Annotated in this window: 21 protein-coding genes; 1 reads left to right on the top strand and 20 read right to left on the bottom strand. The window is 67.5% G+C overall.

What is annotated here, in order from left to right; all coding sequences use genetic code 11:
* Positions 1 to 39 precede the first annotated feature (39 nt).
* Complete coding sequence (locus AC04ME_RS06520) at positions 40 to 627, top strand: DUF3043 domain-containing protein (protein ID WP_042538410.1); 588 nt, start codon at positions 40 to 42, stop codon at positions 625 to 627.
* A gap of 74 nt (positions 628 to 701) precedes the next feature.
* Here the strand turns inward: AC04ME_RS06520 and AC04ME_RS06515 are convergent, their stop codons facing one another.
* The 20 genes from AC04ME_RS06515 to AC04ME_RS06420 form a co-directional block, all read right to left on the bottom strand.
* Complete coding sequence (locus tag AC04ME_RS06515) at positions 702 to 1,724, bottom strand: quinone-dependent dihydroorotate dehydrogenase (RefSeq protein ID WP_475434180.1); 1,023 nt, start codon at positions 1,722 to 1,724, stop codon at positions 702 to 704.
* A gap of 10 nt (positions 1,725 to 1,734) precedes the next feature.
* Positions 1,735 to 2,205, bottom strand: coding sequence for a transcriptional regulator NrdR (gene nrdR / locus AC04ME_RS06510; protein WP_042538415.1), 471 nt, complete (start codon positions 2,203 to 2,205; stop codon positions 1,735 to 1,737).
* A 10-nt stretch (positions 2,206 to 2,215) separates the two neighbouring features.
* The gene (gene hisD / locus AC04ME_RS06505; RefSeq protein WP_475434178.1) at positions 2,216 to 3,520 is read right to left on the bottom strand and encodes a histidinol dehydrogenase; all 1,305 of its coding nucleotides are present in this window, start codon (positions 3,518 to 3,520) and stop codon (positions 2,216 to 2,218) included.
* Positions 3,521 to 3,522: 2 nt separating this feature from the next.
* Positions 3,523 to 4,941: a hypothetical protein gene (locus tag AC04ME_RS06500; protein ID WP_475123089.1), complete on the bottom strand. Its 1,419-nt coding sequence runs from the start codon at positions 4,939 to 4,941 to the stop codon at positions 3,523 to 3,525.
* Positions 4,942 to 5,053: 112 nt separating this feature from the next.
* Positions 5,054 to 8,572 carry a DNA polymerase III subunit alpha gene (dnaE, locus tag AC04ME_RS06495; protein WP_042538419.1) on the bottom strand — a complete coding sequence of 1,173 codons (3,519 nt, stop codon included), beginning with the start codon at positions 8,570 to 8,572 and terminating at the stop codon, positions 5,054 to 5,056.
* Between the two features lie 69 nt (positions 8,573 to 8,641).
* A complete protein-coding gene (locus tag AC04ME_RS06490) occupies positions 8,642 to 9,265 on the bottom strand; it encodes a GNAT family N-acetyltransferase (RefSeq protein ID WP_475434176.1) in 624 nt (207 codons plus the stop codon).
* A gap of 43 nt (positions 9,266 to 9,308) precedes the next feature.
* Positions 9,309 to 10,229, bottom strand: a complete 921-nt coding sequence (locus tag AC04ME_RS06485; protein ID WP_455905143.1) for an RluA family pseudouridine synthase — start codon at positions 10,227 to 10,229, stop codon at positions 9,309 to 9,311.
* A 2-nt stretch (positions 10,230 to 10,231) separates the two neighbouring features.
* The gene (lspA, locus tag AC04ME_RS06480; protein WP_475434174.1) at positions 10,232 to 10,882 is read right to left on the bottom strand and encodes a signal peptidase II; all 651 of its coding nucleotides are present in this window, start codon (positions 10,880 to 10,882) and stop codon (positions 10,232 to 10,234) included.
* Between the two features lie 9 nt (positions 10,883 to 10,891).
* Positions 10,892 to 11,497: a DivIVA domain-containing protein gene (locus tag AC04ME_RS06475; protein ID WP_079113084.1), complete on the bottom strand. Its 606-nt coding sequence runs from the start codon at positions 11,495 to 11,497 to the stop codon at positions 10,892 to 10,894.
* Positions 11,498 to 11,652: 155 nt separating this feature from the next.
* Entirely contained in the window at positions 11,653 to 11,952 is a 300-nt protein-coding gene (locus AC04ME_RS06470) for a YggT family protein (RefSeq protein ID WP_042538428.1), read from the bottom strand.
* Positions 11,953 to 11,955: 3 nt separating this feature from the next.
* Positions 11,956 to 12,432, bottom strand: a complete 477-nt coding sequence (locus AC04ME_RS06465) for a cell division protein SepF (protein WP_042538430.1) — start codon at positions 12,430 to 12,432, stop codon at positions 11,956 to 11,958.
* Between the two features lie 42 nt (positions 12,433 to 12,474).
* Positions 12,475 to 13,179 carry a YggS family pyridoxal phosphate-dependent enzyme gene (locus tag AC04ME_RS06460; protein ID WP_475434171.1) on the bottom strand — a complete coding sequence of 235 codons (705 nt, stop codon included), beginning with the start codon at positions 13,177 to 13,179 and terminating at the stop codon, positions 12,475 to 12,477.
* Positions 13,176 to 14,327: a cell division protein FtsZ gene (gene ftsZ, locus AC04ME_RS06455; RefSeq protein WP_042538433.1), complete on the bottom strand. Its 1,152-nt coding sequence runs from the start codon at positions 14,325 to 14,327 to the stop codon at positions 13,176 to 13,178. Before ftsZ ends, AC04ME_RS06460 begins: the two co-directional genes overlap by 4 nt.
* A 176-nt stretch (positions 14,328 to 14,503) precedes the next feature.
* Positions 14,504 to 15,451 carry a cell division protein FtsQ/DivIB gene (locus tag AC04ME_RS06450; protein WP_475434169.1) on the bottom strand — a complete coding sequence of 316 codons (948 nt, stop codon included), beginning with the start codon at positions 15,449 to 15,451 and terminating at the stop codon, positions 14,504 to 14,506.
* Positions 15,452 to 15,454: 3 nt separating this feature from the next.
* Positions 15,455 to 16,852 carry a UDP-N-acetylmuramate--L-alanine ligase gene (gene murC / locus AC04ME_RS06445; RefSeq protein ID WP_475434167.1) on the bottom strand — a complete coding sequence of 466 codons (1,398 nt, stop codon included), beginning with the start codon at positions 16,850 to 16,852 and terminating at the stop codon, positions 15,455 to 15,457.
* A 64-nt stretch (positions 16,853 to 16,916) separates the two neighbouring features.
* Complete coding sequence (locus AC04ME_RS06440) at positions 16,917 to 17,993, bottom strand: UDP-N-acetylglucosamine--N-acetylmuramyl-(pentapeptide) pyrophosphoryl-undecaprenol N-acetylglucosamine transferase (protein ID WP_475434165.1); 1,077 nt, start codon at positions 17,991 to 17,993, stop codon at positions 16,917 to 16,919.
* Positions 17,990 to 19,228, bottom strand: coding sequence for a putative lipid II flippase FtsW (ftsW, locus tag AC04ME_RS06435; protein ID WP_042538439.1), 1,239 nt, complete (start codon positions 19,226 to 19,228; stop codon positions 17,990 to 17,992). The genes AC04ME_RS06440 and ftsW overlap by 4 nt, the downstream gene beginning before the upstream one ends.
* Entirely contained in the window at positions 19,197 to 20,735 is a 1,539-nt protein-coding gene (murD, locus tag AC04ME_RS06430) for a UDP-N-acetylmuramoyl-L-alanine--D-glutamate ligase (protein ID WP_475434163.1), read from the bottom strand. The genes ftsW and murD overlap by 32 nt, the downstream gene beginning before the upstream one ends.
* Positions 20,725 to 21,837: a phospho-N-acetylmuramoyl-pentapeptide-transferase gene (mraY, locus tag AC04ME_RS06425; RefSeq protein ID WP_056377159.1), complete on the bottom strand. Its 1,113-nt coding sequence runs from the start codon at positions 21,835 to 21,837 to the stop codon at positions 20,725 to 20,727. Before mraY ends, murD begins: the two co-directional genes overlap by 11 nt.
* Positions 21,834 to 23,246, bottom strand: coding sequence for a UDP-N-acetylmuramoyl-tripeptide--D-alanyl-D-alanine ligase (locus tag AC04ME_RS06420; protein WP_475434161.1), 1,413 nt, complete (start codon positions 23,244 to 23,246; stop codon positions 21,834 to 21,836). The genes mraY and AC04ME_RS06420 overlap by 4 nt, the downstream gene beginning before the upstream one ends.

Here is a 23,246-nt window from a genome sequence, read left to right as displayed (position 1 = left end):
ATCTTAAGGTGATCCGCCTTCACTGAACCGAGGAACCTCGTGGCCACTACCCCTGTCCCCCCTTCGACGAATGACGACGCCCCCGAGACGACTGCGTCGGGCAAGGGACGCGCGACGCCGACCCGGGCCGAGCAGGAGGCGGCGCGCCGTCGGCCTCTGGTCGCGAACACCAAAGAGGCGAAGGCCGCCGCACGCGCAGAGCTCAACGAACGACGCAACCGCGCACAGGCCGGCCTGGCTGCCGGCGAGGAGAAGTACCTCCCGGCTCGCGACAAGGGGCCACAGCGCCGGTGGGTCCGCGACTACGTCGACGCCGGCTGGCACCCGGCCGAGTTCGTCATGGGTGTCATGGTGCTCGTCATCCTGATCTCGCTTCTGCCCGCGAACCTCGCCATCGGCGGATTCGCCATCGCCGGCTGGGCATACCTGGTCATGATGGCGTACCTGATCCTCGCGATCGGCGGCATGGTGCTGCTGGGGATGCGCGTCAAGCGCAAGATCGCCGCGAAGTTCGGCAAGGAGCGCATGGAGCGTGGCCTCGGCTGGTACGCCGCGATGCGGTCGCTGCAGATGCGGTTCATGCGTCTGCCCAAACCTCAGGTGAAGCGCGGTGACTACCCCGCCTGATCCTCAGATCTCCCCGAGAGGCGTCTCCTGCTCCCCGAGCACGAGGCGCCTCTCGCTTTCGTGCATGCGGCGACTCAGCGCGCGACGAGGCCCCGGTTGATCTCGCGCCCCCAGAAGGGACCGCGGTACAGGAAGGCCGTATAGCCCTGCACGAGCGTCGCTCCGGCTTCGAGCCGCTCCTGCACGTCGGACGGCGTCTCCACTCCCCCGACGGCGATCACGCAGAACTCCTCGGGCACAGCCGAGCGCACGAGCCGCAGCACCTGCAGGGAACGCTCCTTGAGCGGCGCTCCGGAGAGTCCGCCCGCTCCGATCTGCGCGACCGTGGCCGCATCCGTCGTGAGGCCGTCCCGGCTCACGGTGGTGTTGTGAGCGATGATGCCGGCCAGCCCTTCGTCGACTGCGAGGTTCGCGATGGCGACGATCTCCTCGTCGGAGAGGTCGGGGGCGATCTTGACGAGCAGCGGTGTCTCACCGGATGCTGCGCGCACCGCTCTGAGCAGCGGAGCCAGTGTCTCGACGGCCTGAAGCCCCCGAAGACCGGGGGTGTTCGGAGAGGAGACGTTGACGGCCAGATAGTCCGCGAGTGGCGCGAGCCTCGTCGCCGACGCCACATAGTCGGCGGTGGCATCCTCGACATCGACGACCCGGCTCTTGCCGATGTTCACTCCGATGACCGTGTCGGGTGCTCCGCGCCGCAGTCGCGCGAGACGCCGGGCTGCGGCATCTGCACCCTCGTTGTTGAACCCCATGCGGTTGATGACCGCTCGATCGGCGATGAGGCGGAACAGCCGGGGCTTCGGGTTTCCGTCCTGAGGGATCGCAGTGACGGTGCCGACCTCGACATGCCCGAAGCCGAGCGCAGCGAGACCGCGCACGCCGACGGCGTTCTTGTCGAAACCGGCCGCGATCCCGAAGGGCGAGGAGAACGTCAATCCGAGGGCCTGCACCTGCAGCGACGGGGCGGGCTTCGTCAGAGCACGGGTCGCCCAGGAGAAGGGCGGCGCCCCGAGCACGCGAATCACCGCCATCCCGGCGTGGTGGGCGAACTCAGGGTCGAAGCGCGACAGGACAGCGCGAAAGAGCAGCGGATACATCCCTGCCAGATTACCGGTCGACGGACTCCGGCTCGACGTGGTCGGCGCGAAGATCGGTGATCGCGCTCTCGAAGTCCTCGAGCGAGTCGAAGGCCTGATACACGCTCGCGAAGCGCAGGTATGCGACCTCATCGAGGTCGCGGAGAGGTCCGAGGATCGCCAAGCCGATCTCGTTCGTGTCGAGCTGGGAGACACCCGTCTGTCGGACGGCCTCCTCCACCCGCTGAGCGAGGATCGCCAGATCGGCTTCGGTGACGGGCCGGCCCTGACAGGCCTTGCGCACGCCCGAGATCACCTTCTCTCGGCTGAACGGCTCCATGACACCGGATCTCTTGATCACGTTGAGGCTCGCCGTCTCCGTCGTCGTGAAACGACCTCCGCACTCGGGGCACTGACGTCGACGACGGATCGAGAGACCGTCATCACTGGTGCGCGAATCGATGACCCGAGAGTCCGAGTGACGGCAGAAGGGGCAGTGCATCTGACCGATCCTACGCGGTGAAACGCGCCTCGATCGCCTCACCGTGTGCGGGAAGCGCCTCGGTCTCGGCGAGGGCGACGACTCCCGCGCGCACGTCTGCGAGTGCGGCGCGATCGTAGGAGATGACCTGCTGCGGACGCAGGAACGTGTATGCACCGAGTCCGGGCGCGTAGCGCGCCTGTCCCCCGGTCGGCAGGACGTGGTTGCTGCCGGCCATGTAGTCGCCGAGACTCACGGGGGTGTGATCTCCGACGAACACGGCACCCGCGCTGGTGAAGCTGTCGGCCGCGGCCTCGGCGTCTTGGAGGTGCAGCTCGAGGTGCTCGGGAGCATACGCGTTGCTGAACGCCGTCGCCATCGCACGGTCATCGACCAGGACGATGGCCGACTGCGGGCCGTCCAGCGCTGCCGCCACTCGCGTCGCGTGACGCGTGGCGCCCGCGTGCCGCTCGACCTCCGCGGCGACGCGATCGGCCAACTCCGGGGAGTCTGTGACGAGCACGGCCGATGCCTGCTCATCGTGCTCCGCCTGGCTGACGAGGTCGGCCGCGATGAGTCGTGGGTCAGCTGCCGCATCTGCCACGACGAGGATCTCGGTTGCCCCCGCCTCGGAGTCGGTGCCGACGACGCCCGCCACAGCCCGCTTGGCGGAGGCGACGTAGTTGTTCCCCGGCCCCGACAGGACGTCGACCGGGTCGAGCCCGATTCCCTCGACGCCGTGCGCGAAGGATCCGATCGCGCCTGCTCCGCCGATCGCGTACACCTCCGTGATGCCGAGCAGGCCCGCCGCGGCGAGGATCGTGGGGTGCACGCGGCCACCCTGGTCCTCCTGCGGCGGTGAGGCGAGTGCGATCTGCTGCACGCCCGCGACCTGCGCCGGGACGACGTTCATGATGACACTGGAGGGATAGACCGCTTTGCCTCCGGGGATGTACACCCCCGCACGGTGGACGGGCTGCCAGCGCTGGGTGATCGTCGCGCCGGCCCCGATCCGCGTGATCTRACGCTCGGGGACCTGTGCCGCCGAGGCGATGCGCACCCGGCGGATCGCCTCCTCGAGAGCGAGGCGGACGTCGGGCGCGAGGCTCTCGAGGGCCTCGGCGATGTGCTGCGCGGGCACACGGATCTCGTGTCCGGAGACACGATCGAAACGTTCGGCCTGCTCGCGCAGAGCCTCTTCGCCCCGCTCGCGCACATCGTCGACGATTCGAGCCGCGGTGTCGAGAGCCTCGGCTCGTGCCTGGGTGGCGCGCGGCACGGCCGCGAGCATGTCAGCCGGCGAGAGCGTGCGCCCCCGCAGATCGATCGTGCGCAAGGTCAGCCTCTCGTGATGTCTGAGATGTCGTGCAGGTAGCCGATGCGACCGTCGTCGTGTCTGATGACGTATGCACCACCGCGGTCCTCGATGACGAGAGCCCAGGCGCTCGGACCGACTCGGAAGATGCTCTCGCCGCGCTCGTCGTGCACGTCACGCTCGGTCGGCGCGAGGATCCAGAAAGGCTGCGGCGCCGCGAAGTCGTGCTGCGGGTTCGTCGCGGTGAAGTCGGTCTCGTCGTCGACGGCGGGGAATGCGGTCGTCTCGGCCGACGAGACGTCACGAGCGGTCGTTCCCAGAAGAGACTCGATGCTGCCGGTGTCGGATACGATCTCGGGCTCCTGACCGCGCGATCGACGCGAGTACGCGGGGACGTAGTCCTCATCGGAAGTCGTCTCCTCGGTACCTGTCCCCCCGCCGGAGGCGTGCGAGGAGAGCGGCACCTGCTCGGCGAGATCGAGACGGGCGACCTCGTCGGTCGCCTGGGCGTCGGACAGCTCCACGTCGAGACCGGCAGCCGGAGCGGCCGCGGTCGTGTACGCCGGAGGGGCAGTCTCGATCGTGTGCGGCGCAGGGGTGTCGTCTGTCGTGTGCGTCGGAGCAGAGCCTGTCGAGTACGCCGGGGCAGGGTCTGTCGGGTACGCCGGGGCAGGGTCTGTCGAGTACGCCGGGGCGACCTGGGGCTCGGGAGCGGCGTCGAATGACGGATCGGCCGCGAGGTGGGGAGCAGCAGCCGCCACGTGCGGCGCAGCGCCTGCCTCTGGGCCGGCGGGCGTGTCGCTCGCCTCGGGGGCGGGCTCGGGGCGCGGGCGCGCGATGACCGGTCGGACCGGATTGGCGTTGCGGTGCGCGAGCGTGACGAGGCGGCCCTGGAAGTCCTCCTTGAGGCCGGGCACCAGCGGAGCGAACACGGTGAGGACGACGAGCGCGAGCGCCGCGAGAAGCTGGACGACGCCGTTCCAGGGCAGCCCGAAGACGCCGAACTCGATCACGAAGGCGACCGCGTTCCAGAGGGCTCCCAGCCAGAAGACGGCCGAGACGGAGAACGCGACCGATGCGAACTGGTCGATTCCCAGTGATCCGACGCGGCGGATGCCGTCCGGCGAGAAGCGGCGGAGGATCACCAGGAACACGGCGACCGTCGGCACGCCGATGGGCAGGATCCACTGGATTCCGGCGCCCCAGATCGAGGCGTCGCCGACGTAGGGGAAGAACGAGGCGATGAAGGCGATGAGCCACACGCCGACGATGAGCAGCTCCCTCAGAGTGAAACCGAGGATGCCGTACTCCGGCGTCACCTCGTCATCGTAGAGAACGCCGTCATCATCGGAGAAGTCCTCCTCGAAGGCCACTTCGGGTGCGGCCGAGGAACGGTCTGCATCCGACTCGTCGTTGTTCAGGAAGGGTGATTCCGTGCTCATGGGAGGGTCCTTTCGCCACGGTGCAGAGCCTCTGCGTCATGCACCCGAACGCGTCCCGATACTACCCGGTGCATCCGTGAGGACCCCTCGGGCAGCAGCGCTTCGCTGATGCTCAGCCGAGGCAGGTCGGGCCGAGCAGAGATTTGAGATCGCCGAACAGATCGGCGGAGACCTTGACCGGCATCGGCACGTCGAAGACCTTCGCCGTGCCGCCACGATGCACGCGCAACACCACTTCGGTGTCGCCGTTGTGGCGTCGCAGCACCTCTGCGAGCTCGGTCATCACCCGCTCGGTCGCCCTCTGCTCCGCCAGGACGAGCGAGAGGGGGCCCGCGGCGTCGAAGGAGCCGACATCCGGCGCGAAGGCCGACTGCGCATGCAGATTGAGTCCGTCATCGCGCTTCGACACCCGTCCGCGCACCGCGAGGATGGAGTCCTGCTGCAGGATGTGCTGGAACTCGGTGTAGGTCTTGCCCATGAACATGACCGTCACCTCGCCGTTGAAGTCCTCGACCGTGATCATGCCGTACGGGTTTCCACTGGCCTTCGCGACACGGTGCTGGACGCTCGTCACAAGACCGGCGACCGTGACCTGCTCGCCGTCCTGCATGTCGTCGGAGTTGATGAGGTTGTGGATCGAGATCGACGCGTGCTTGGCGAGCGGCACTTCGAGCCCCGCCAGGGGGTGGTCGGAGACGTAGAGCCCGAGCATCTCTCGCTCGAACGCGAGTTTGTCCTTCTTGATCCACTCCGGTCGCGCCGGGACCTTGGCAGGCGCCGCCTCTTCCATGTCGTCGTACAGGCTGTCGAAGTCGAAGCCGATCGCGCCCTGCGCCTCGTTCCGCTTGCGATCCACAGCCGCCTCGACGGCATCCTCGTGGATCTCGAGCAGGGCTCGGCGGGAGTCCCCCATCGAGTCGAATGCACCGGCCTTGATCAGCGATTCGACCGTGCGCTTGTTCGAGACATGCAGCGGCACCTTCTCGAGGAAATGATGGAACGAGGTGAATCGCTCGTCCTTGCGCGCCGCGATGATGCCCTCGACCACGTTGCTTCCGACATTGCGGACGGCACCCAACCCGAAGCGGATGTCGTCGCCGACGGCGGCGAAGTACTTGATCGACTCCGAGACATCGGGTGGGAGCACCTTGATGCCCATTCGACGGCACTCGTTGAGGTACAGCGCCATCTTGTCCTTCGAGTCGCCGACACTGGTGAGCAGCGCGGCCATGTACTCGGCGGGATAGTGGGCCTTGAGATAGGCGGTCCAGTACGAGACGACACCGTAGGCCGCCGAGTGCGCTTTGTTGAAGGCGTAGTCCGAGAACGGAAGCAGGATCTCCCAGATCGCGTTGACGGCTCCGTCGGAGTACCCGTTCGCGTGCATACCCGCCTGGAAGCCCGCGAACTGCTTGTCGAGCTCCGACTTCTTCTTCTTGCCCATCGCTCGGCGGAGGATGTCGGCCTGTCCGAGCGAGAACCCGGCCACACGCTGTGCGATGGCCATCACCTGCTCCTGGTAGATGATCAGGCCGTAGGACTCGTCGAGGATGTCGGCGAGCGACTCGGTGAACTCCGGATGGATCGGCGTGATGGGCTGCTGACCGTTCTTTCGCAGCGCGTAGTTCGTGTGCGAGTTCGCGCCCATGGGCCCTGGACGGTAGAGCGCGATGAGTGCCGAGATGTCACCGAAGTTGTCCGGGCGCATCAGTCGCATGAGCGATCGCATCGGACCGCCGTCGAGCTGGAAGACTCCGAGTGATTCGCCTCGGCCGAGCAGATCGTAGGCCCCGCGGTCGTCGAGCGCGAGGTGTTCGAGGTCGAGCTCTTCACCGCGGTTGGTGCGGATGTTGTCGAGCGCGTCCGAGATGATCGTCAGGTTGCGGAGCCCGAGGAAGTCCATCTTGATCAGGCCGAGCGACTCGCACGACGGGTAGTCGAACTGCGTGACGATCTGGCCGTCCTGCTCGCGGCGCATGATCGGGATGATGTCGATCAACGGCTCGGACGACATGATCACGCCCGCCGCGTGCACGCCCCACTGGCGCTTCAGACCCTCGAGGCCGAGTGCGCGGTCGAAGACCGTCTTCGCCTCCGGGTCGGTCTCGATGAGAGCGCGGAACTCGCTCGCCTCTTTGTAGCGGGGGTGCGCCGAGTCGAACATTCCGTCGAGGGGCATGTCCTTGCCCATCACGGGCGGCGGCATCGCCTTGGTCAGGCGCTCCCCCATGCTGAACGGGAAGCCGAGCACGCGGCCGGCATCCTTCAGCGCCTGCTTGGACTTGATCGTGCCGTACGTGACGATCTGGGCGACTCGCTCGGATCCGTACTTCCTGGTCACGTAGTCGATGACCTCGCCGCGGCGCCGGTCATCGAAGTCGACGTCGAAGTCGGGCATAGAGACGCGGTCGGGGTTCAGGAACCGCTCGAAGATGAGGCCGTGCTCGAGCGGATCGAGATCGGTGATCTTCATAGCGTAGGCGACCATGGAACCGGCTCCGGACCCACGGCCCGGCCCCACACGGATGCCGTTGTCCTTGGCCCAGTTGATGAAGTCGGCGACGACGAGGAAGTAGCCGGGGAACCCCATCTGCAGGATGATGCCGGTCTCGTACTCGGCCTGCTTGCGCACCTTGTCGGGGATCCCGTTCGGATACCGGTAGTGGAGGCCGGCCTCGACCTCCTTGACGAGCCAGCTGTCTTCGGTCTCTCCGTCCGGCACCGGGAAGCGCGGCATGTAGTTGGCCGCCGTGTTGAACTCGACTTCGCAGCGTTCGGCGATGAGCAGCGTGTTGTCGCACGCCTCGGGGTGATCGCGGAAGAGCTGGCGCATCTCGGCGGCGGTCTTGATGTAGTAGCCGTCGCCGTCGAACTTGAAGCGGTTGGGGTCGTCGAGTGTCGAGCCCGACTGCACGCACAGCAGGGCCTCGTGCGCGTCGGCCTCGTGCTGGTGCGTGTAGTGCGAATCGTTCGTGCCGACGAGCGGGATGCTGAGATCCTTCGCGAGCCGGATCAGATCGGTCATGACCCTGCGCTCGATGGAGAGACCGTGATCCATGATCTCGGCGAAGTAGTTCTCCTTGCCGAACAGGTCTTGGAACTCTGCGGCCGCGGCGCGGGCGGCGTCGTACTGACCGAGGCGCAGCCGTGTCTGGATCTCGCCCGAGGGGCAGCCTGTGGTGGCGATCAGACCCTTGCCGTAGGTCTGCAGAAGTTCGCGGTCCATGCGGGGTTTGAAGTAGTAGCCCTCCATGCTCGACAGCGAGCTGAGGCGGAACAGGTTGTGCATGCCCTGCGTGGTCTCGCTCCACATCGTCATGTGCGTGTAAGCACCGGACCCCGAGACGTCGTCGCTCTTCTGATCCGGGGATCCCCACTGCACCCGGGTCTTGTCACTGCGATGCGTGCCGGGCGTGACGTATGCCTCGAGTCCGATGATCGGCTTGACCCCTGCCGCGTTGGCCGCCTTGTAGAACTCGAACGCCGCGAAGGTGTTCCCGTGGTCGGTCACCGCGATGGCCGGCATCTCGTAGTCGGCCGCCGCCTGGGTCATCGCCGCGATCTTCGCCGCCCCGTCGAGCATCGAGTACTCGCTGTGCACGTGCAGGTGGACGAAGGAGTCGGATGCCATGGTTCGAGTCTACTTTCGGCGTGCGACATCGAGCGTCGGCGCGACCCCCGCGCCCGCCCGTCGTCCACATCAGGGAAGCGAATCCACCACGCTCACGGCTTTCTTCGACCGTCTGTGCGATCCCCGCAGATCGAGGCGCATCAGCACCCGCGGAAACCCGTCGAGAGTGGATCCGGTGTCCGCGGCCCTCTCGAACCCCGCGTCCTCGAACAGTCGTCTGGTTCCGACGTAGGCCATGGTCGGATTCACCTTCTCGCCGTGATTGTCGACCGGATAGCCCTCGATCGCCGGCGCACCTTGCTGCTTCGCATGCGCGACGGCACCCTCGATCAGTGCGTGCGAGATTCCCTGCTTCCGATAGCCGGGGCGGACCCGGATGCACCACAACGACCACACCTCGAGGTCGTCGACGTGCGGGATCAACCGATTGCGCGCGAAACTCGTCGCGCTGCGGGGGTGCACCGCTGCCCAGCCCACCGGCTCGTCGTCGAGATAGGCGATGACTCCGGGCGGCGGGTCCTGATGGCAGAGCTCGCGCACGCGGTCGGCACGCTGTGCGCCCCGAAGCGCGTTGTTCTCCTTGCTGCCTATGCGGTAGCTCAGGCAGAAGCACACGTTCGATGTCGGCTTCTTCGGGCCGACGAGAGTCGCCACATCGTCGAAGTCGGTCGCTGGTCGCACCTCGATGCTCATGCGCTCAGTCTGGCTCAGTCCGCCGACATCCGCCGCAGGCGATTCACTCGCCGCGCAGGATCTCCAGGGCGTGCTCGAAGTCCGCTGGGTAGGGCGATTCGAACTGCACCCAGTCCCCCGTCGCCGGGTGCGCGAACGCCAGCTTGTGCGCGTGCAGCCATTGACGCGTCAGGCCGAGTCGCGCCGACATCGTCGGATCCGCGCCGTAGAGCGGATCGCCTGCACACGGATGCCGGAGAGCCGCCATGTGCACGCGGATCTGATGCGTGCGCCCGGTCTCGAGGTGGATCTCGAGCAGCGACGCCCCCGGAAAGGCCTCGAGAGTCTCGTAGTGAGTCACCGACGGCTTGCCGTCCGGCACCACTGCGAACTTCCAGGAGTGGTTCGGATGCCGGCCGATCGGGGCATCGATCGTTCCCGTCAGCGGGTCAGGATGCCCTTGAACGACCGCGTGGTAGATCTTCTCGACCGTGCGCTCCTTGAACGCGTGCTTCAAGGTCGAGTAGGCCGTCTCGCTCTTGGCCACCACCATGAGTCCGCTGGTGCCGACATCCAGACGATGCACGACGCCCTGACGCTCCGGAGCCCCGCTGGTGGCCACCCGGAATCCCGCCGCGGCGAGAGCACCGACGACGGTCGGCCCCTCCCACCCGAGCGAAGGGTGGGCAGCGACGCCCGTGGGCTTGTCGACCACGACGATGTCGTCATCGTCATAGACGATTCCGAGTTCGGGAACCGCGATCGGGACGATCCGCGGCTCCTCCTTCGGCTGCCACTCCACCTCGAGCCATCCTCCACCACGCAGGCGATCGGACTTGTCGAGAGTGACTCCGTCGAGGCGCACGCCGCCGGCGGAGGCGACATCGGCGGCGAAGGTGCGCGAGAAGCCCATGAGCTTCGCGAGCGCCGCGTCGACGCGTGCGCCCTCCAATCCGTCAGGAACCGGGAGGGAGCGGGACTCCACGCTCAGCGTCCGTCCGACGCCGGAGCCGGCGCATCGGGAGATGCCCCGTCCGAGCGGGCCACGTCGGGGTGCGGATCCGCGCCGGCCTCTTCGGCCAACGCTGCAGCCTCGGCTTCCTCGTCGGTCTCGACGAGCACATGGTCGCGTTCACGGGTGCCGTCGAAACGAAGCCCGAGCACGACGAGCAGTGCGACCGAGATCATTCCGGTGACGATGAAGATGTCGGCGACGTTGAAGATCGCGGGCATCATCCACGGCATCGAGATCATGTCGACCACATGCCCCATCGGGAATCCAGGGTCGCGGAAGAGACGATCGGTGAGATTGCCGAGGACTCCGCCGAGCAGGCAGCCGAGGACCACGGCCCAGAGCCGCGAGTGGAGTCCGAAGGCCTTCCACACGATAACCCCGGCGACGACCGCCAGAGCGATGGTGAAGATCCACGTGACGTCGGATCCGAGCGAGAACGCCGCACCGGGGTTGCGCACGTAGTACAGCTGAAGGAACTCACCGAGCACCGGGACCGGCTCCTGCAGTGGCAGGTTCTCCGTGGTGAGGTACTTCACAAACTGATCGGCGGCCAGCACGATCACCGCGAGAATCGCGACGATCGCGCCGGCCGCCGACCGACGAAGGGGACGGCGTCCTGGCAAAAGGACGACCTACAGTCCGATCGCGGAGACCGGAGTCGAGTCCGTCGATGCCGACTTCTCGTCGAGATCGCGGAGCTGACCCTCGATGTAGCCGCGCAGCTGCGAGCGGTAGTCGCGCTCGAAGTTGCGGAGCTCGGTGATCCGGGCCTCGAGTGCATTGCGCTCGCGCTCGAGACGGGCCGACTCTTCGCGCTGCTTGGCCTCGGCCTCGGTGCGGATGCGGTTGACTTCGCCCTCGGCTTCGGCGATGAGCTGAGCGCGCTTGGCCTCACCCTCGGCGACGTGCTCGTCGTGCAGACGCTGCGCGAGCTCGATGATGCCGGCAGTCGCGGTGGCGGAACCCGACGGAGCGGGCTCAGCCGGCGCCTGGGCCGGAGCCGGAGCCTCTTCGACGGCCGCAGCGGGCGCCTCTGCAGCGGCTGCGGGAGCGGCCGGCGCGTCGCCGGACTCGTACGCGGCCAGCTTGGCCTTGAGTTCGACGTTCTCTTCGAGGGCCTTGCGCCACTCGATGACGATCTCGTCGAGGAAGTCGTCGACCTCGTCCGGGTCGAAGCCGTCCTTGAAGCGGACGTGCTGGAACTGCTTGGTGACGACGTCATCCGGGGTAAGTGCCATGGTGGCTCCTTCGATGAGTTCGGTTGCCAGTTTTGGAGAATGGCGTGGTCGAGATTCGGCGCGAACCCGGGGCGCGCACCTGGGAGCCAAGCATAGTCCCCGAGCCTGTCAGTCGCGACGCCACGACACCCCAGGGTGTCGAAGTCGCACAGGACTCAGATGAAGCTTCGGACGATGCTCATCAGGATCAGGACGATCAGGATGGTGATCGAGAACCCGAAATCCAGGGACAGCGAGCCGATTCGCAGAGGCGGGATGATCCGCCGGAAGAACCGGACGGGCGGATCGGTCACCGTGTAGACGAGCTCGGCAGCGACGAGTCCGGCGCCCTTGGGTCGCCATTCCCGATTGAACAGCGGGATGTAGCTCAGAATGAGACGAGCGAACAGCACCAGCAGGTACAGCAGAAGTGCCAGATGCACGATGCTGGCGACGATGGAGACGACGAACCCCACGGTCTACGACTGGTCGAAGCCCGCGGACTCTGCGTCCGCGTGCGCGATTCCCCCGTGTCCAGAGACCGCGATGTTCTCCGGCGACAGCAGGAAGACCTTCGAGGTGACCCGCTCGATGCGGCCGTAGAGGCCGAGCGAGAGCCCGGAGGCGAAGTCGATCAGACGGCGAGCGTCTGCATCGCTCATCTGCGACAGGTTGATGATGACCGGCACACCTTCACGGAAGCTCTCCGCGATGAGCTGAGCGTCGCGGTACTGCTTCGGGTGCACGGTGAGGATCTCGTTCACTGCCCCTCCTGCGGGCTGGCGCACGGCGACGGGGCGCCGTAGCGGGGTCACGGGCGCCGGAGCGGGCTCCTCGCGTTCGCGGTCGCGATCACGCTCTCGGTGGGAGCGGGCCGGGGCCGGCTCCTCCTCGTAGACCTCTTCCTCGTCAGCGAGGCCGAGATACACCATGGTCTTCTTCAGCGGGTTACCCATCGTGTCCTCCGGTTCGAACGTGTCGGGTGGTCTTTTTAGAGGTTAACCCCGGTCGGGGCGGGGTCCCGTGATTGCGGACCCGATCCGCAGGTGTGTCGCGCCCGCATCGATGGCCGCGACGAAGTCCCCGGTCATTCCTGCGGATATCCAGTCGGCGGTCGGCTCGACCTCGCGCACTCTCTCGGCGATCGTGCGCAGGCGCGCGAATGCCGAGGCTGGCTCCTCGTCGAGTGGCGCGACCGCCATGACGCCACGCAGGCGCAGCGAGGGAAGCGCGAGGATGTGCTCGGCGAGCGACCGGGCGTCGTCGGGCTCGACTCCGCCCCTGCCCGCGTCATCGGTGAGGTTCACCTGGACGAGGACGTCGAGGATGTCGTCGTCCTCTGCAGCCCTGTGCAGGGCATCCGCCAGCCGGTCGCGGTCGACCGAGTGGACGGCGTCCGCGCTGCGGCGGATCGCGGACGCCTTGTTGGTCTGCGCCTGGCCGATGAAGTGCCAGCGAAGATCGAGGTCGTCCAGCTCGACTGTCTTCGAGGAGAGCTCCTGCTGACGGTTCTCCCCCACGTCGCGGACACCGAGCGAATGCAGTTCGCGGACGAGCGACGAGGGGTGGAACTTCGTCACGACGATCCGGGTGATCTCCCGCGGATCCCTGCCGGCCAGGCGCGCGGCGTCGGCGATCCGATGATCGATCGCCGACAGCCGCGCCGCCAGACCGGACTCGGTCTGGCCCTGCGCCTGAGTCACTTCAGGAATTCGGGGATGTCGATGTCGTCATCCGCGAAAGCCGGCTCGATGCTCGTCGCCGCGACGCGCTGCTGCGCCTTCTCGGGCGCGGGTGTCTCGGCTGCGGGCTTGCTCTCCTCGTCGTTCGACAGAGCCACCTCAGGCAGCGTGCTGGCCGCGGCCGGACGTGAGACGACCATCGGGTCCAGACGCAGCGAGGGCTCGCCGCTGTCGAAGCCGGCGGCGATCACGGTGACGCGCACCTCGTCGCCGAGCGTGTCGTCGATGACCGTACCGAAGATGATGTTCGCCTCGGGGTGCGCGGCCTCCTTGACGAGATCAGCCGCATCGTGGATCTCGAAGATCCCGAGGTTCGAACCACCCTGGATCGAGAGCAGGACTCCATGAGCGCCTTCGATGCTGGCTTCGAGGAGAGGCGACTCGACGGCCAGCTCGGCGGCCTTGATCGCGCGGTCGGCGCCGCGGGCGGATCCGATTCCCATGAGAGCGGAACCCGCGCCCTGCATCACCGACTTCACGTCGGCGAAGTCGAGGTTGATGAGCCCCGGGGTGGTGATGAGGTCGGTGATGCCCTGGACACCCGCGAGGAGCACCTGGTCTGCGGTCGCGAATGCCTCGATCATCGAGATGCCGCGATCGCTGATCTCGAGAAGGCGGTCGTTCGGCACCACGATGAGGGTGTCGACCTCTTCCTTGAGCTTCACCACACCGGCTTCGGCCTGGCTCTGACGACGACGACCCTCGAACGAGAACGGCTTGGTGACGACACCGATGGTCAGCGCGCCGATCGACTTCGCGATGCGAGCGACCACGGGGGCTCCACCGGTTCCGGTTCCGCCTCCCTCACCTGCCGTCACGAAGACCATGTCGGCGCCCGTGAGCGCCTGCTCGATCTCTTCGGCGTGGTCCTCGGCAGCGCGACGACCCACCTCGGGGTCTGCACCGGCGCCGAGTCCGCGGGTGAGCTCGCGGCCCACGTCGAGCTTGACGTCGGCGTCGCTCATCAGCAGCGCCTGGGCGTCGGTGTTCACGGCGATGAACTCGACTCCGCGGAGACCGAGATCGATCATGCGGTTGACGGCGTTGACGCCGCCACCGCCGACGCCGACGACCTTGATCACGGCGAGGTAGTTCTGGTTCTGGCTCATGGCCGGCCTCCGAATAGTCGAACCTGTCTTAGGGGAGATTCCGCCGGGTTGAACCTTAAACCTCAACTAGAGGTGTAAAGTATTTCCCGGTATTGGTTTCTCTTGTTCGAAGGTAAGCGTCACGCACCCCTGCACTCGCAGCGACACGGGCGTGTCGCCCGTTTGCCGTCGAAACCTCAGCCGACGACCACCGCATGCGGCGAAGTGACGTCGATCGTCGACGCCTCAGGGTTGCTGAGCAGGGTCTTCGTGAGCACTTCGCTCTTCATCGGAGAGTCCTCGGAGCTGCCCCAGACGACCGTCAGGCCGCTGCTCAGCGTCAAAGTCACGTCATCGGCCGTCGTCGCGCTCACCCCGGTGAGCAGGGCGCGCAGGTCGGCGGGGACGGAACGCACCACGAGACCCGCGCTCTCGAAGGCCGCCGAGTCCGTGCCCCCGTCGATCTCGAGCAGAGGCTGCCCTGCCGGCTGATCGGAGGTCGTGGCGAGAGCGACGCCCGCGGCGTCTACGAGGGTGTAGCCGGCGTCCGAGCGGATGACGCCGACCGGCGTGCGCTCGACGATCCGCACTGTGAGGTCGTGAGGCGGCTTCGCCTCGAGCGCATAGGTCTCGATCAGGGGGAACGCCAGCAGAGCGGCCTTGACCTCGCTCGAGTCGACCAGGGCCAGCGGAGTGCCGACCTGCTCCCCCAGCGCCGCCTCGACTGCGGCGGCGTCCAGCGTCGTCGCGCCCAGCACCGTGATCTTCTCGACGGCGAAGAGCGGACTGTACGCGGCCGCGGTCGTTCCGCCGATCAGGAGCACGACGGCGCCGAGGGCGCTCAGCCAGACGATGCGTCGCCGACGCGACCGCTGCGTGAACCGCCGGATCTCCGCCCGCAGCGCCCTGCGGCGCGCTCTCGCAGCTCGCCATACGTCACGCGTGGACGTCGGCCGCTCCCCGACCTCCTCAGGCGCCTCCGCCCCGGCGCCGGCTGCCGGCCTCAGGGGTGCGATTCGCCCGTCGGCCCGTTCGTCATGATCGACGTCTCTCGCGCGCCCCTTGGTTCCTGCCTGCGCCCGTCGCCGAGGCGCGCCCTCCGCGAGACCCGCGGGAGGCGTCGGAAGCGGAGGCGGACGACGCACCTGTCAGACCTCGGTGGTCCGCAGCGACTCGAGCACCTGCGGGATGATCTGGTAGACATTGCCGCAGCCGAGCGTGACGACGAAGTCGCCCTCGCGGGCCACCGTCGCCGTGTAGTCAGCCGCCTGCTGCCAGTCGGCCACGAAGTGCACGTGCGAGGGGTCGCGGAATGCGCCGCTCACCAGCTCGCCGGTGACACCGGGGACAGGATCCTCCCGGGCGCCGTAGACGTCGAGCACGACCGTGTGGTCGGCGTACGTCTCGAGCACGTCTGCGAACTCGCGGAACATGTGCTGCGTGCGCGAGTAGGTGTGCGGCTGCTGGATGGCGATGATCCTGCCTGAGCCGGCGATCGATCGCATCGCCTCGAGTGCCGCGCGCACCTCCGTCGGGTGGTGCGAGTAGTCGTCGTAGACCGTGACACCGCGCTCGACGCCGTGCTGCTCGAGGCGACGGACCGTGCCGGCGAACCCCTCGACGGCGCGCGCGGACTCAGCCAGACCGAAGCCCACCGAGAGGAGGACGGCGATGGCGCCTGCCGCGTTGATCGCGTTGTGCACGCCCGGCACGGCGAGCTGCAGGCGCACGCTCTCCGATCCCCGACTCACCGTGGCCGCGACGGGCCCATCCGTCACGATGTCGGTCACTCGGACATCCGCACCCTCCGCCTGCCCGAAGGTCATGACGTTCGGGTGCGAGAGGCCCGCTCCCACGCGCAGCGCACCGGGGTCGTCACTCGAGATGACGACGGCCTCCGTCGCTGCGTCGGCGAAGCGCACGAATGCATCGTGGAACGCCTCGTCCGACCCGTAATGGTCCAGGTGATCGGGGTCGACGTTCGTGATGAGAGCGACGGCGGTGTCGTAGAGCAGGAAGGTGCCGTCGGACTCGTCGGCCTCGATCACGAAGAGCTCACCCGACCCCGTCGCGCTGGACACGCCGAGCTGTTCGATCACGCCGCCGTTGACGAAGTTCGGGTCGGCGCCGAGCCCCTGCAGCGCGGTCACGATCATGCCGGTCGACGTCGTCTTGCCATGGGCGCCGGCGACGGAGACGAGCCGCCGCGAGCCGATCAGCCAGTGCAGCGCCTGCGAGCGGTGGATGACGTGCAGCCCGCGCTCCTTGGCGGTGACGAACTCGGGGTTCTCGGGCCAGATCGCCCCGGTGTGGACCACGGTGTCCGCGTCGCCGAGGTGGACGGCGTCGTGCCCGACGTGCACGACGGCTCCTGCTGCCTCCAGTGCGCGGAGGTTGTCGCTGTCGGCGCGGTCGCTGCCTGAGACGCGGATGCCGGCATCGAGGAACATCTTGGCGAGTCCGCTCATGCCGGACCCGCCGATGCCGATGAAGTGCGCAGAGGAGATCGACTCGGGAATCGGGAGGGAGAGGTCAGGTCTGATCATGTCGGGTTCAGTCTACTTTTCGGTGATGACGTTGCGGCGTCGCGGAGCCGTGTCCAGGGCGATGTCAGGAGGCCCTGAGCGCGCGATCAACCAGGGCGATGAGATTCTCTGTGCCGCTGCGGGTGCCGACCTGCCCCGCGGCCGCCTGCATGGCCGCGAGTTGCTGCTGATCCTTCATGACCGGCAGCACGAGGCGACGCACCGCATCGCCGTCGAAGGTGGCGTCGTCGAGGAGACGGGCAGCCCCGGCGGCCACGGCCGATGCCGCGTTCAGTCGCTGCTCGCCGTTGCCCACCGAGTACGGCACGTACAACGCAGGAATCCCCAGCGCGCTGACCTCGCTCACGGTGGCGGCGCCGGATCTCGAGACGATGAGGTCGGCCAGGGCGAACGCGAGATCCATCCGGTCGACATAGCGACGCATCGCGTAACCGGGCACCTCGGGGTCCGCGAGATCGCTTCGCTCGCCCGTGACGTGCAGCAGCTGCCACCCGGCGGCCAGGATGTCGCCCCACGAGTCGGCGATGGCCTCATTCAGCCGCTGAGCGCCGAGCGAGCCGCCGAAGACGAGAAGAACCGGGCGAGCAGGGTCGAGCCCGAAGCTCGCGGCGGCTTCGTCGCGAAGAGCCGCGCGGTCGAGCTCGATGACCTCTCGTCGCAGCGGCATGCCCACCACCTCGCCGCCTCGCAGGGGTGTGCCCGCGAAGGCCACTCCCGTGGCAGCGGCCCGACGCGCACCGAGCACGTTCGCGAGGCCCGGCTTCGCGTTGGCCTCATGCACGACGAAGGGCACGCCCTCACGGCGCGCCGCGACGTAGGCGGGGGCGGAGGCGTAGCCCCCGAATCCGACGACGACGTCGACGCCATGAGCGCGGATGTGATCGCGCACCTGAGCGATCGCTCGGCGGAACCGGGCCGGGAACATGGCGGCCTGCCTGTCGGGACGCCGAGGGAACGGGACCTTGTCCACGACGAGCAGCTCATAGCCCCTGGCCGGGACGAGACGGGACTCGAGCCCCTCGGCCGTTCCCAGCACCAGGACGGCGGCCTCCGCGTCGCGGGCGCGCAGCGCGTCAGCGACGGCGAGCAGGGGGTTCACATGACCGGCGGTTCCACCGCCGGCGAGAAGGTACGTGGTCACCGTGTGACCTTACCCCGCCCTGCTGAAGCGGCTCGTCCAGCCGAACGTGCCTCGGCGACGGGGATGGTGCGCGCGAAGGAAAGCAGCACTCCGCAGGCGATGAGAACAGCCAGCAGCGCCGTGCCGCCCTGCGACATGAAGGGCAGCGGAACGCCCATGACGGGGAACAGCCCGATCACGACACCGATGTTGAAGACGGCCTGACCGGTGATCCACACGGTGATGCCGCCGGCCGCGACGCGGATGAACGGGTCTGCCGTCTTGCGGATGATGTGGAAGGCGCCGACGGTGAAGAGTGTGAACAGGGCCAGCACGACGATGCAGCCGATCAGGCCCAGTTCCTCACCGACGATCGCGAAGATGAAGTCGTTGCCGGCGGCGGGGAGCCAGCCGTACTTCTCCTGCGAGTTGCCGAGGCCCACCCCGAAGATGCCGCCCGAGGCCATGCCCCAGATCCCGTGGATCGACTGATAGCAGTCGCCCGTGTAGGCCGTCATGTCGGAGCACGTCGCGGTGATGCGCCGCATGCGGTCGGGACTGGTGACGGCGAGGGCGACGACGGCGACGACTCCGAGAAGCACCGGCAGGATGAACAGCCGGAGCTTCACGCCGGAGAAGAAGAGGCAGCCGAGCAGGATGATGACGAGCACCATCGCGGTGCCGAGGTCCTTGCCCGCGATGACCGTTCCGATCGCCAGCGCACCGACGGGCACCACCGGGATGAAGACCTGGTGCCAGGTGCCGAGCATGGTCTGCTTGCGCAGCAGGACGTAGCCGATCCACAGCGCGAGGGCGAGCTTGAGGAACTCGGAGGGCTGCAGGGTGAACCCTGCGATCATGATCCAGTTGCGGTTTCCACCGTCTTCGATGCCGAGCGGCGTGAAGACGAGGAGCTGCAGTGCGATGGCGCCGAACAGTGCCGGCCACGCCATGCGCTTGAGGAAAGCGATCGGAAGTCGTGAGATCAGGAACATCAGCGGCACGCCGAGCACGGCGAAGATCCCCTGACGCAGAGCGCCGTCCATCGGATTCTCCCCGTTGGACACGGCGGTTGCGCTCGTCGCCGAGAGCACCATCACGAGACCGAAGATGGTCAGCATCAGCGCGGCCGATGCGATCATCAGGAATTCGGTCGAGACCGGAGTGAAACGACGACCGAGCGACACTCTGGCGGCGAGGCCGCCCGAGCCGGTGCTGCTCGGGTCAGAGCGGTGGGGGCGTTCGACCTGTGTCATCGGCGCTCCCCCGGTCTATCCAGTCCTGCACCGCTTCGGCGAAGCGGTGTCCTCGATCCGCATAGCTGGAGAACTGATCGAAGGACGCCGCTGCGGGGGCCAGCAGGACTGTGCCCTCGTCTTCGACGATCCCCGCGGCGATCTCCACCACGCGACTCATGACCTGACCAGTCTCGCCAGCATCCACCTCGAACACCGGAACCTGCGGCGCGTGTCGCTCGAATGCTGCGACGACGGCGGCGCGCTCCACTCCGATGACCACGGCTGCGCGGGCGGTCGCCCCGGCCGTCGCGACCAGGTCGGCGATGTCTACGCCCTTGAGGTCACCACCGACGACCCAGACCGCACCGGGGTAGGCGCGGAGCGACGAGGCGGCCGCATGGGGGTTGGTCGCCTTGGAGTCGTCCACCCAGGTGACGCCGCGGTGCCGGGCGATGATCTGAATCCGATGCTCGTCGAGTCGGAAGGACTGCAGAGCGGAGTGGATGGCCTCGGGCTCGACTCCCAACGAGCGGGCGAGCGCACTCGCCGCCAGGATGTTCTGCACGATGTGCGGCGCGGCGAGACCTGCTTCCTGGAGGTCCGCGACGGTCGTGATCTCGAGCGCACTTCGTGCCCGGTCGTCCAGGAATGCGCGATCGACGATCAGCCCCTCCACCACACCGATGTCGCTCGGACCGGGGATGCCGAGATCGAAGCCGATCGCGCGCGCCCCATCGACGACCTCGGCCTCCTCGACCATGATCCTGGTCGCTTCGTCCGCCTTGTTGTAGACGCAGGCGACGCGGGTGTTGCGGTAGACGAGTGCTTTCGCGTCGCGGTACGCCTGCGCGCTCCCGTGCCACACCAGGTGGTCGTCCGCGAGGTTCAGGCACACCGAGGCATGCGGATACAGCTCGCCTTCGGCCTGGGACAGCCCGAGGTACCAGAGTTGATGACTCGAGAGTTCGACGACGAGAGCATCGAAGCCCGCCGGGTCGCGCACGGCATCGAGCACCGGCACTCCGATGTTGCCGCAGGGTGCTGCACGCAGACCCCCTTCGACCAGCAGCGAGGCGGTCAGCTGCGTCGTGGTGGTCTTGCCGTTGGTGCCCGTGATGAGCACCCAGTCGGCCGGAGTGCCATCCGGGCGCGCCACCTTGTCACGCACGCGCCAGGCGAGCTCGACGTCGCCCCAGAGCGCGATGCCGGATTCCTGTGCCCAGCGGATCACGGGGTGCGACGGAGCGAACCCGGGAGACGCGATGACGACCTCCGGCGCGAATTCCGTCAGCGCCTCGGGAACCTGATCGAGAGGACCGAGCTCGAGTCGGGCACCGATCACCGGCAGGAGCTTGGCGTACTCCTCCTCGGCCGATTCGGCCAGCACGAGCACGTCCCCGCCGAGTTCGGTGAGCGTGTCGGCCACCGAGAACCCGGTCATGGAGAGCCCGAGCACGGCGACGCGCAGGTCAGACCAGTCGGCGTTCCAGCTCGTGAGCGTCGCGAGCCTCGTCTCAGTCGACACGCGTCAGCCACTCCACGTAGAACAGACCGACCGCCGAGATGGCGAGGAGTCCGGCGATGATCCACATGCGGACCACGATCGTCACCTCTGACCATCCGCGCATCTCGAGATGATGGTGGAACGGACTCATCAGGAACAGTCGCTTTCCGCGGGTGATCTTGAAGTATGCGCGCTGGAGGATCACAGACCCGGAGGCGAGGACGAAGACGCCGGCGATCACGAGAAGCAGAAGCTCGGTGCGGGTGAGGATCGCCATCGCGGTGATGACGCCTCCGATCGCCATGGAGCCGACATCGCCCATGAACACCTTCGCCTTGGGAGCGTTCCACCAGAGGAAGCCGATCAGGCTCGCGGCGAACGACGCGGCGATGATCGCCAGGCTGAACGGATCGCGGACCTCGTAGCATCCGCCCAGCGCCGCGGTCTCGACTCCCTCGCCGACGCACGACTGCTTGAACTGCCAGAACGCGATCAGGCTGTAGGCACCGACGACGATGACCCCGGCGCCCGCGGCGAGACCGTCGAGTCCATCCGTGAGGTTGACGCTGTTCGACGTCGCGACGCCGATGACGGAGATCCACAGCAGATACAGCGCCCACCCGAGGATCGCGGTGAAGGCGAAGAGGTTCAACCAGGGGATGTCGCGGAAGAGCGAGATCGAACCGGATGCCGGGGTCTGATCGAACGCGTTCGGGAAGTTCAGGGCGACGATGCCGAACGGGATGATCACGACGAGCTGACCGATGATCTTGCGCCAGCCCGAGAGTCCGAGGCTGCGCTGGCTGCGCACCTTCATGTAGTCGTCGATGAAGCCGACGGCTCCGAAGCCCACCATCAGCCAGATGACGAGAAGCGCGGACAGCGCGGGGGTGCCCCCGCCGACGTACGTGCCGGTGAAGTAGCCGACCATGGTGCCGACGATGAAGATGACGCCGCCCATGGTGGGCGTTCCGCGCTTCGCCTCGTGGTTCGGGTTCTCGATCGCCTCGGGCGTGCGGATGACCTGGCCCCAGCCCCACTTCCGGAAGAGCCGGAGGAAGACGGGAGTCAGAAAGAGTGTGAAGGCGAGCGAGATGGCAGCCGCCATGATGAGAGATCTCACGAGAACAATTCTCCCAGACGATCGCCGAGGTGCCGGAGGCCCACGGAATTGGAGGACTTCACGAGCACGCGGTCGCCGTCTCGAAGTTCGGTGCGCAGGTAGTCGAACGCTGCGTCCTGGTCGGGGAAGAAGATGGCCTCACTGTCCCAGGAGCCTTCGCCGATGGCCGAGATGTAGAGCCTGCGGGCCTCGGGGCCCACGACGACGATCCGCTGGATGTTCAGCCGGACGGCCAGCAGTCCGATCCGGTCGTGCTCCTCGCCGGCGGTCTCACCGAGCTCGCTCATGGCGCCGAGCACCGCGACCGTCCGCTCCCCCGGGCCGGTGATCTGGGCGAGAGTGCGCAGCGCCGCCGACATGGAGTCCGGGCTGGCGTTGTAGGCATCGTTGATGATTCGCACCCGGTCGCTGCCCATGGGCTGCATCCGCCAGCGCTCCGCGATCTCGACCGTCTCGAGACGCGCGATGGCATCAGACGCCGACACGCCCAGAACCCCCGCTGCTGCGATGGCCGCAAGCGCGTTGCCGATGTGGTGCGCGCCGAGCACCCGCAGGCGAAGGGGCAGGCTCTGCCCCGCCGCTTCGATGATGCACGAGGTGCCGGACGCGGTGACCTCGAGGTCGTGGGCCTGCACGTCCGCCGCGGTGCTCTGCCCGAAGCTGACGACCTGCATTCCCCGCGACCGCGCGAGCTCGCCCATGGCGGCCACACGGGAGTCGTCGATGTTGAGCACAGCGGTGCCTTCGGGCCTCGCAGCGGCCACGAGCTCGGACTTGGCCTTGGCCGTCGCCTCGATGCCGCCGAAACCGCCGGCGTGAGCCATGCCGACCATCAGCACCACCGCGATGTCGGGCTCGACGAGTCCGGCGAGGCGGGCGATGCTCCCCGGCGCATCCGCACCGAACTCGCTGACGAGGAAGCGTGTGTCGTATGTGACGCGCAGCATGGTGACCGGCGCGCCGACCTCGTTGTTGTACGAGTTGATGGGTGCGACGGTCTCGGCCTCGTCGGCGAGGATGCGGGCGAGGAAGTTCTTGGTCGTCGTCTTGCCGTTCGACCCGGTGATCCCGACGATCTTGAGCTCGCCCGCTGCGCGCACGCGCGCGACGACCTCCCGTGCGAGGTCTGCGAGGGCGACGATGACGTCGGGAACGATGATCTGCGTGATCTCGTCATCGACTGCGTGCTCGACGATCGCGAGCGCAGCACCGGCGGCCAGCGCCGAGCCGACGAATCGATGTCCGTCGGTCTCTGCTCCCGGCTTCGCGACGAAGACGGATCCGGGCACCATGTTTCGCGAGTCGGTGTCGACCACACCGTCGACGACGGTGTCGGCGGTCGAAGAACCGGCGAGGCGGAGATCACCCCCGACGACAGCGGCGATCTCGGCAAGCGACAGGGCGATCAT

The sequence above is a fragment of the Microbacterium sp. LjRoot205 genome (genome assembly GCF_056175745.1).
Note: the sequence above shows the minus strand (reverse complement) of the source record. Positions and strands in the feature narration are given on the sequence as shown.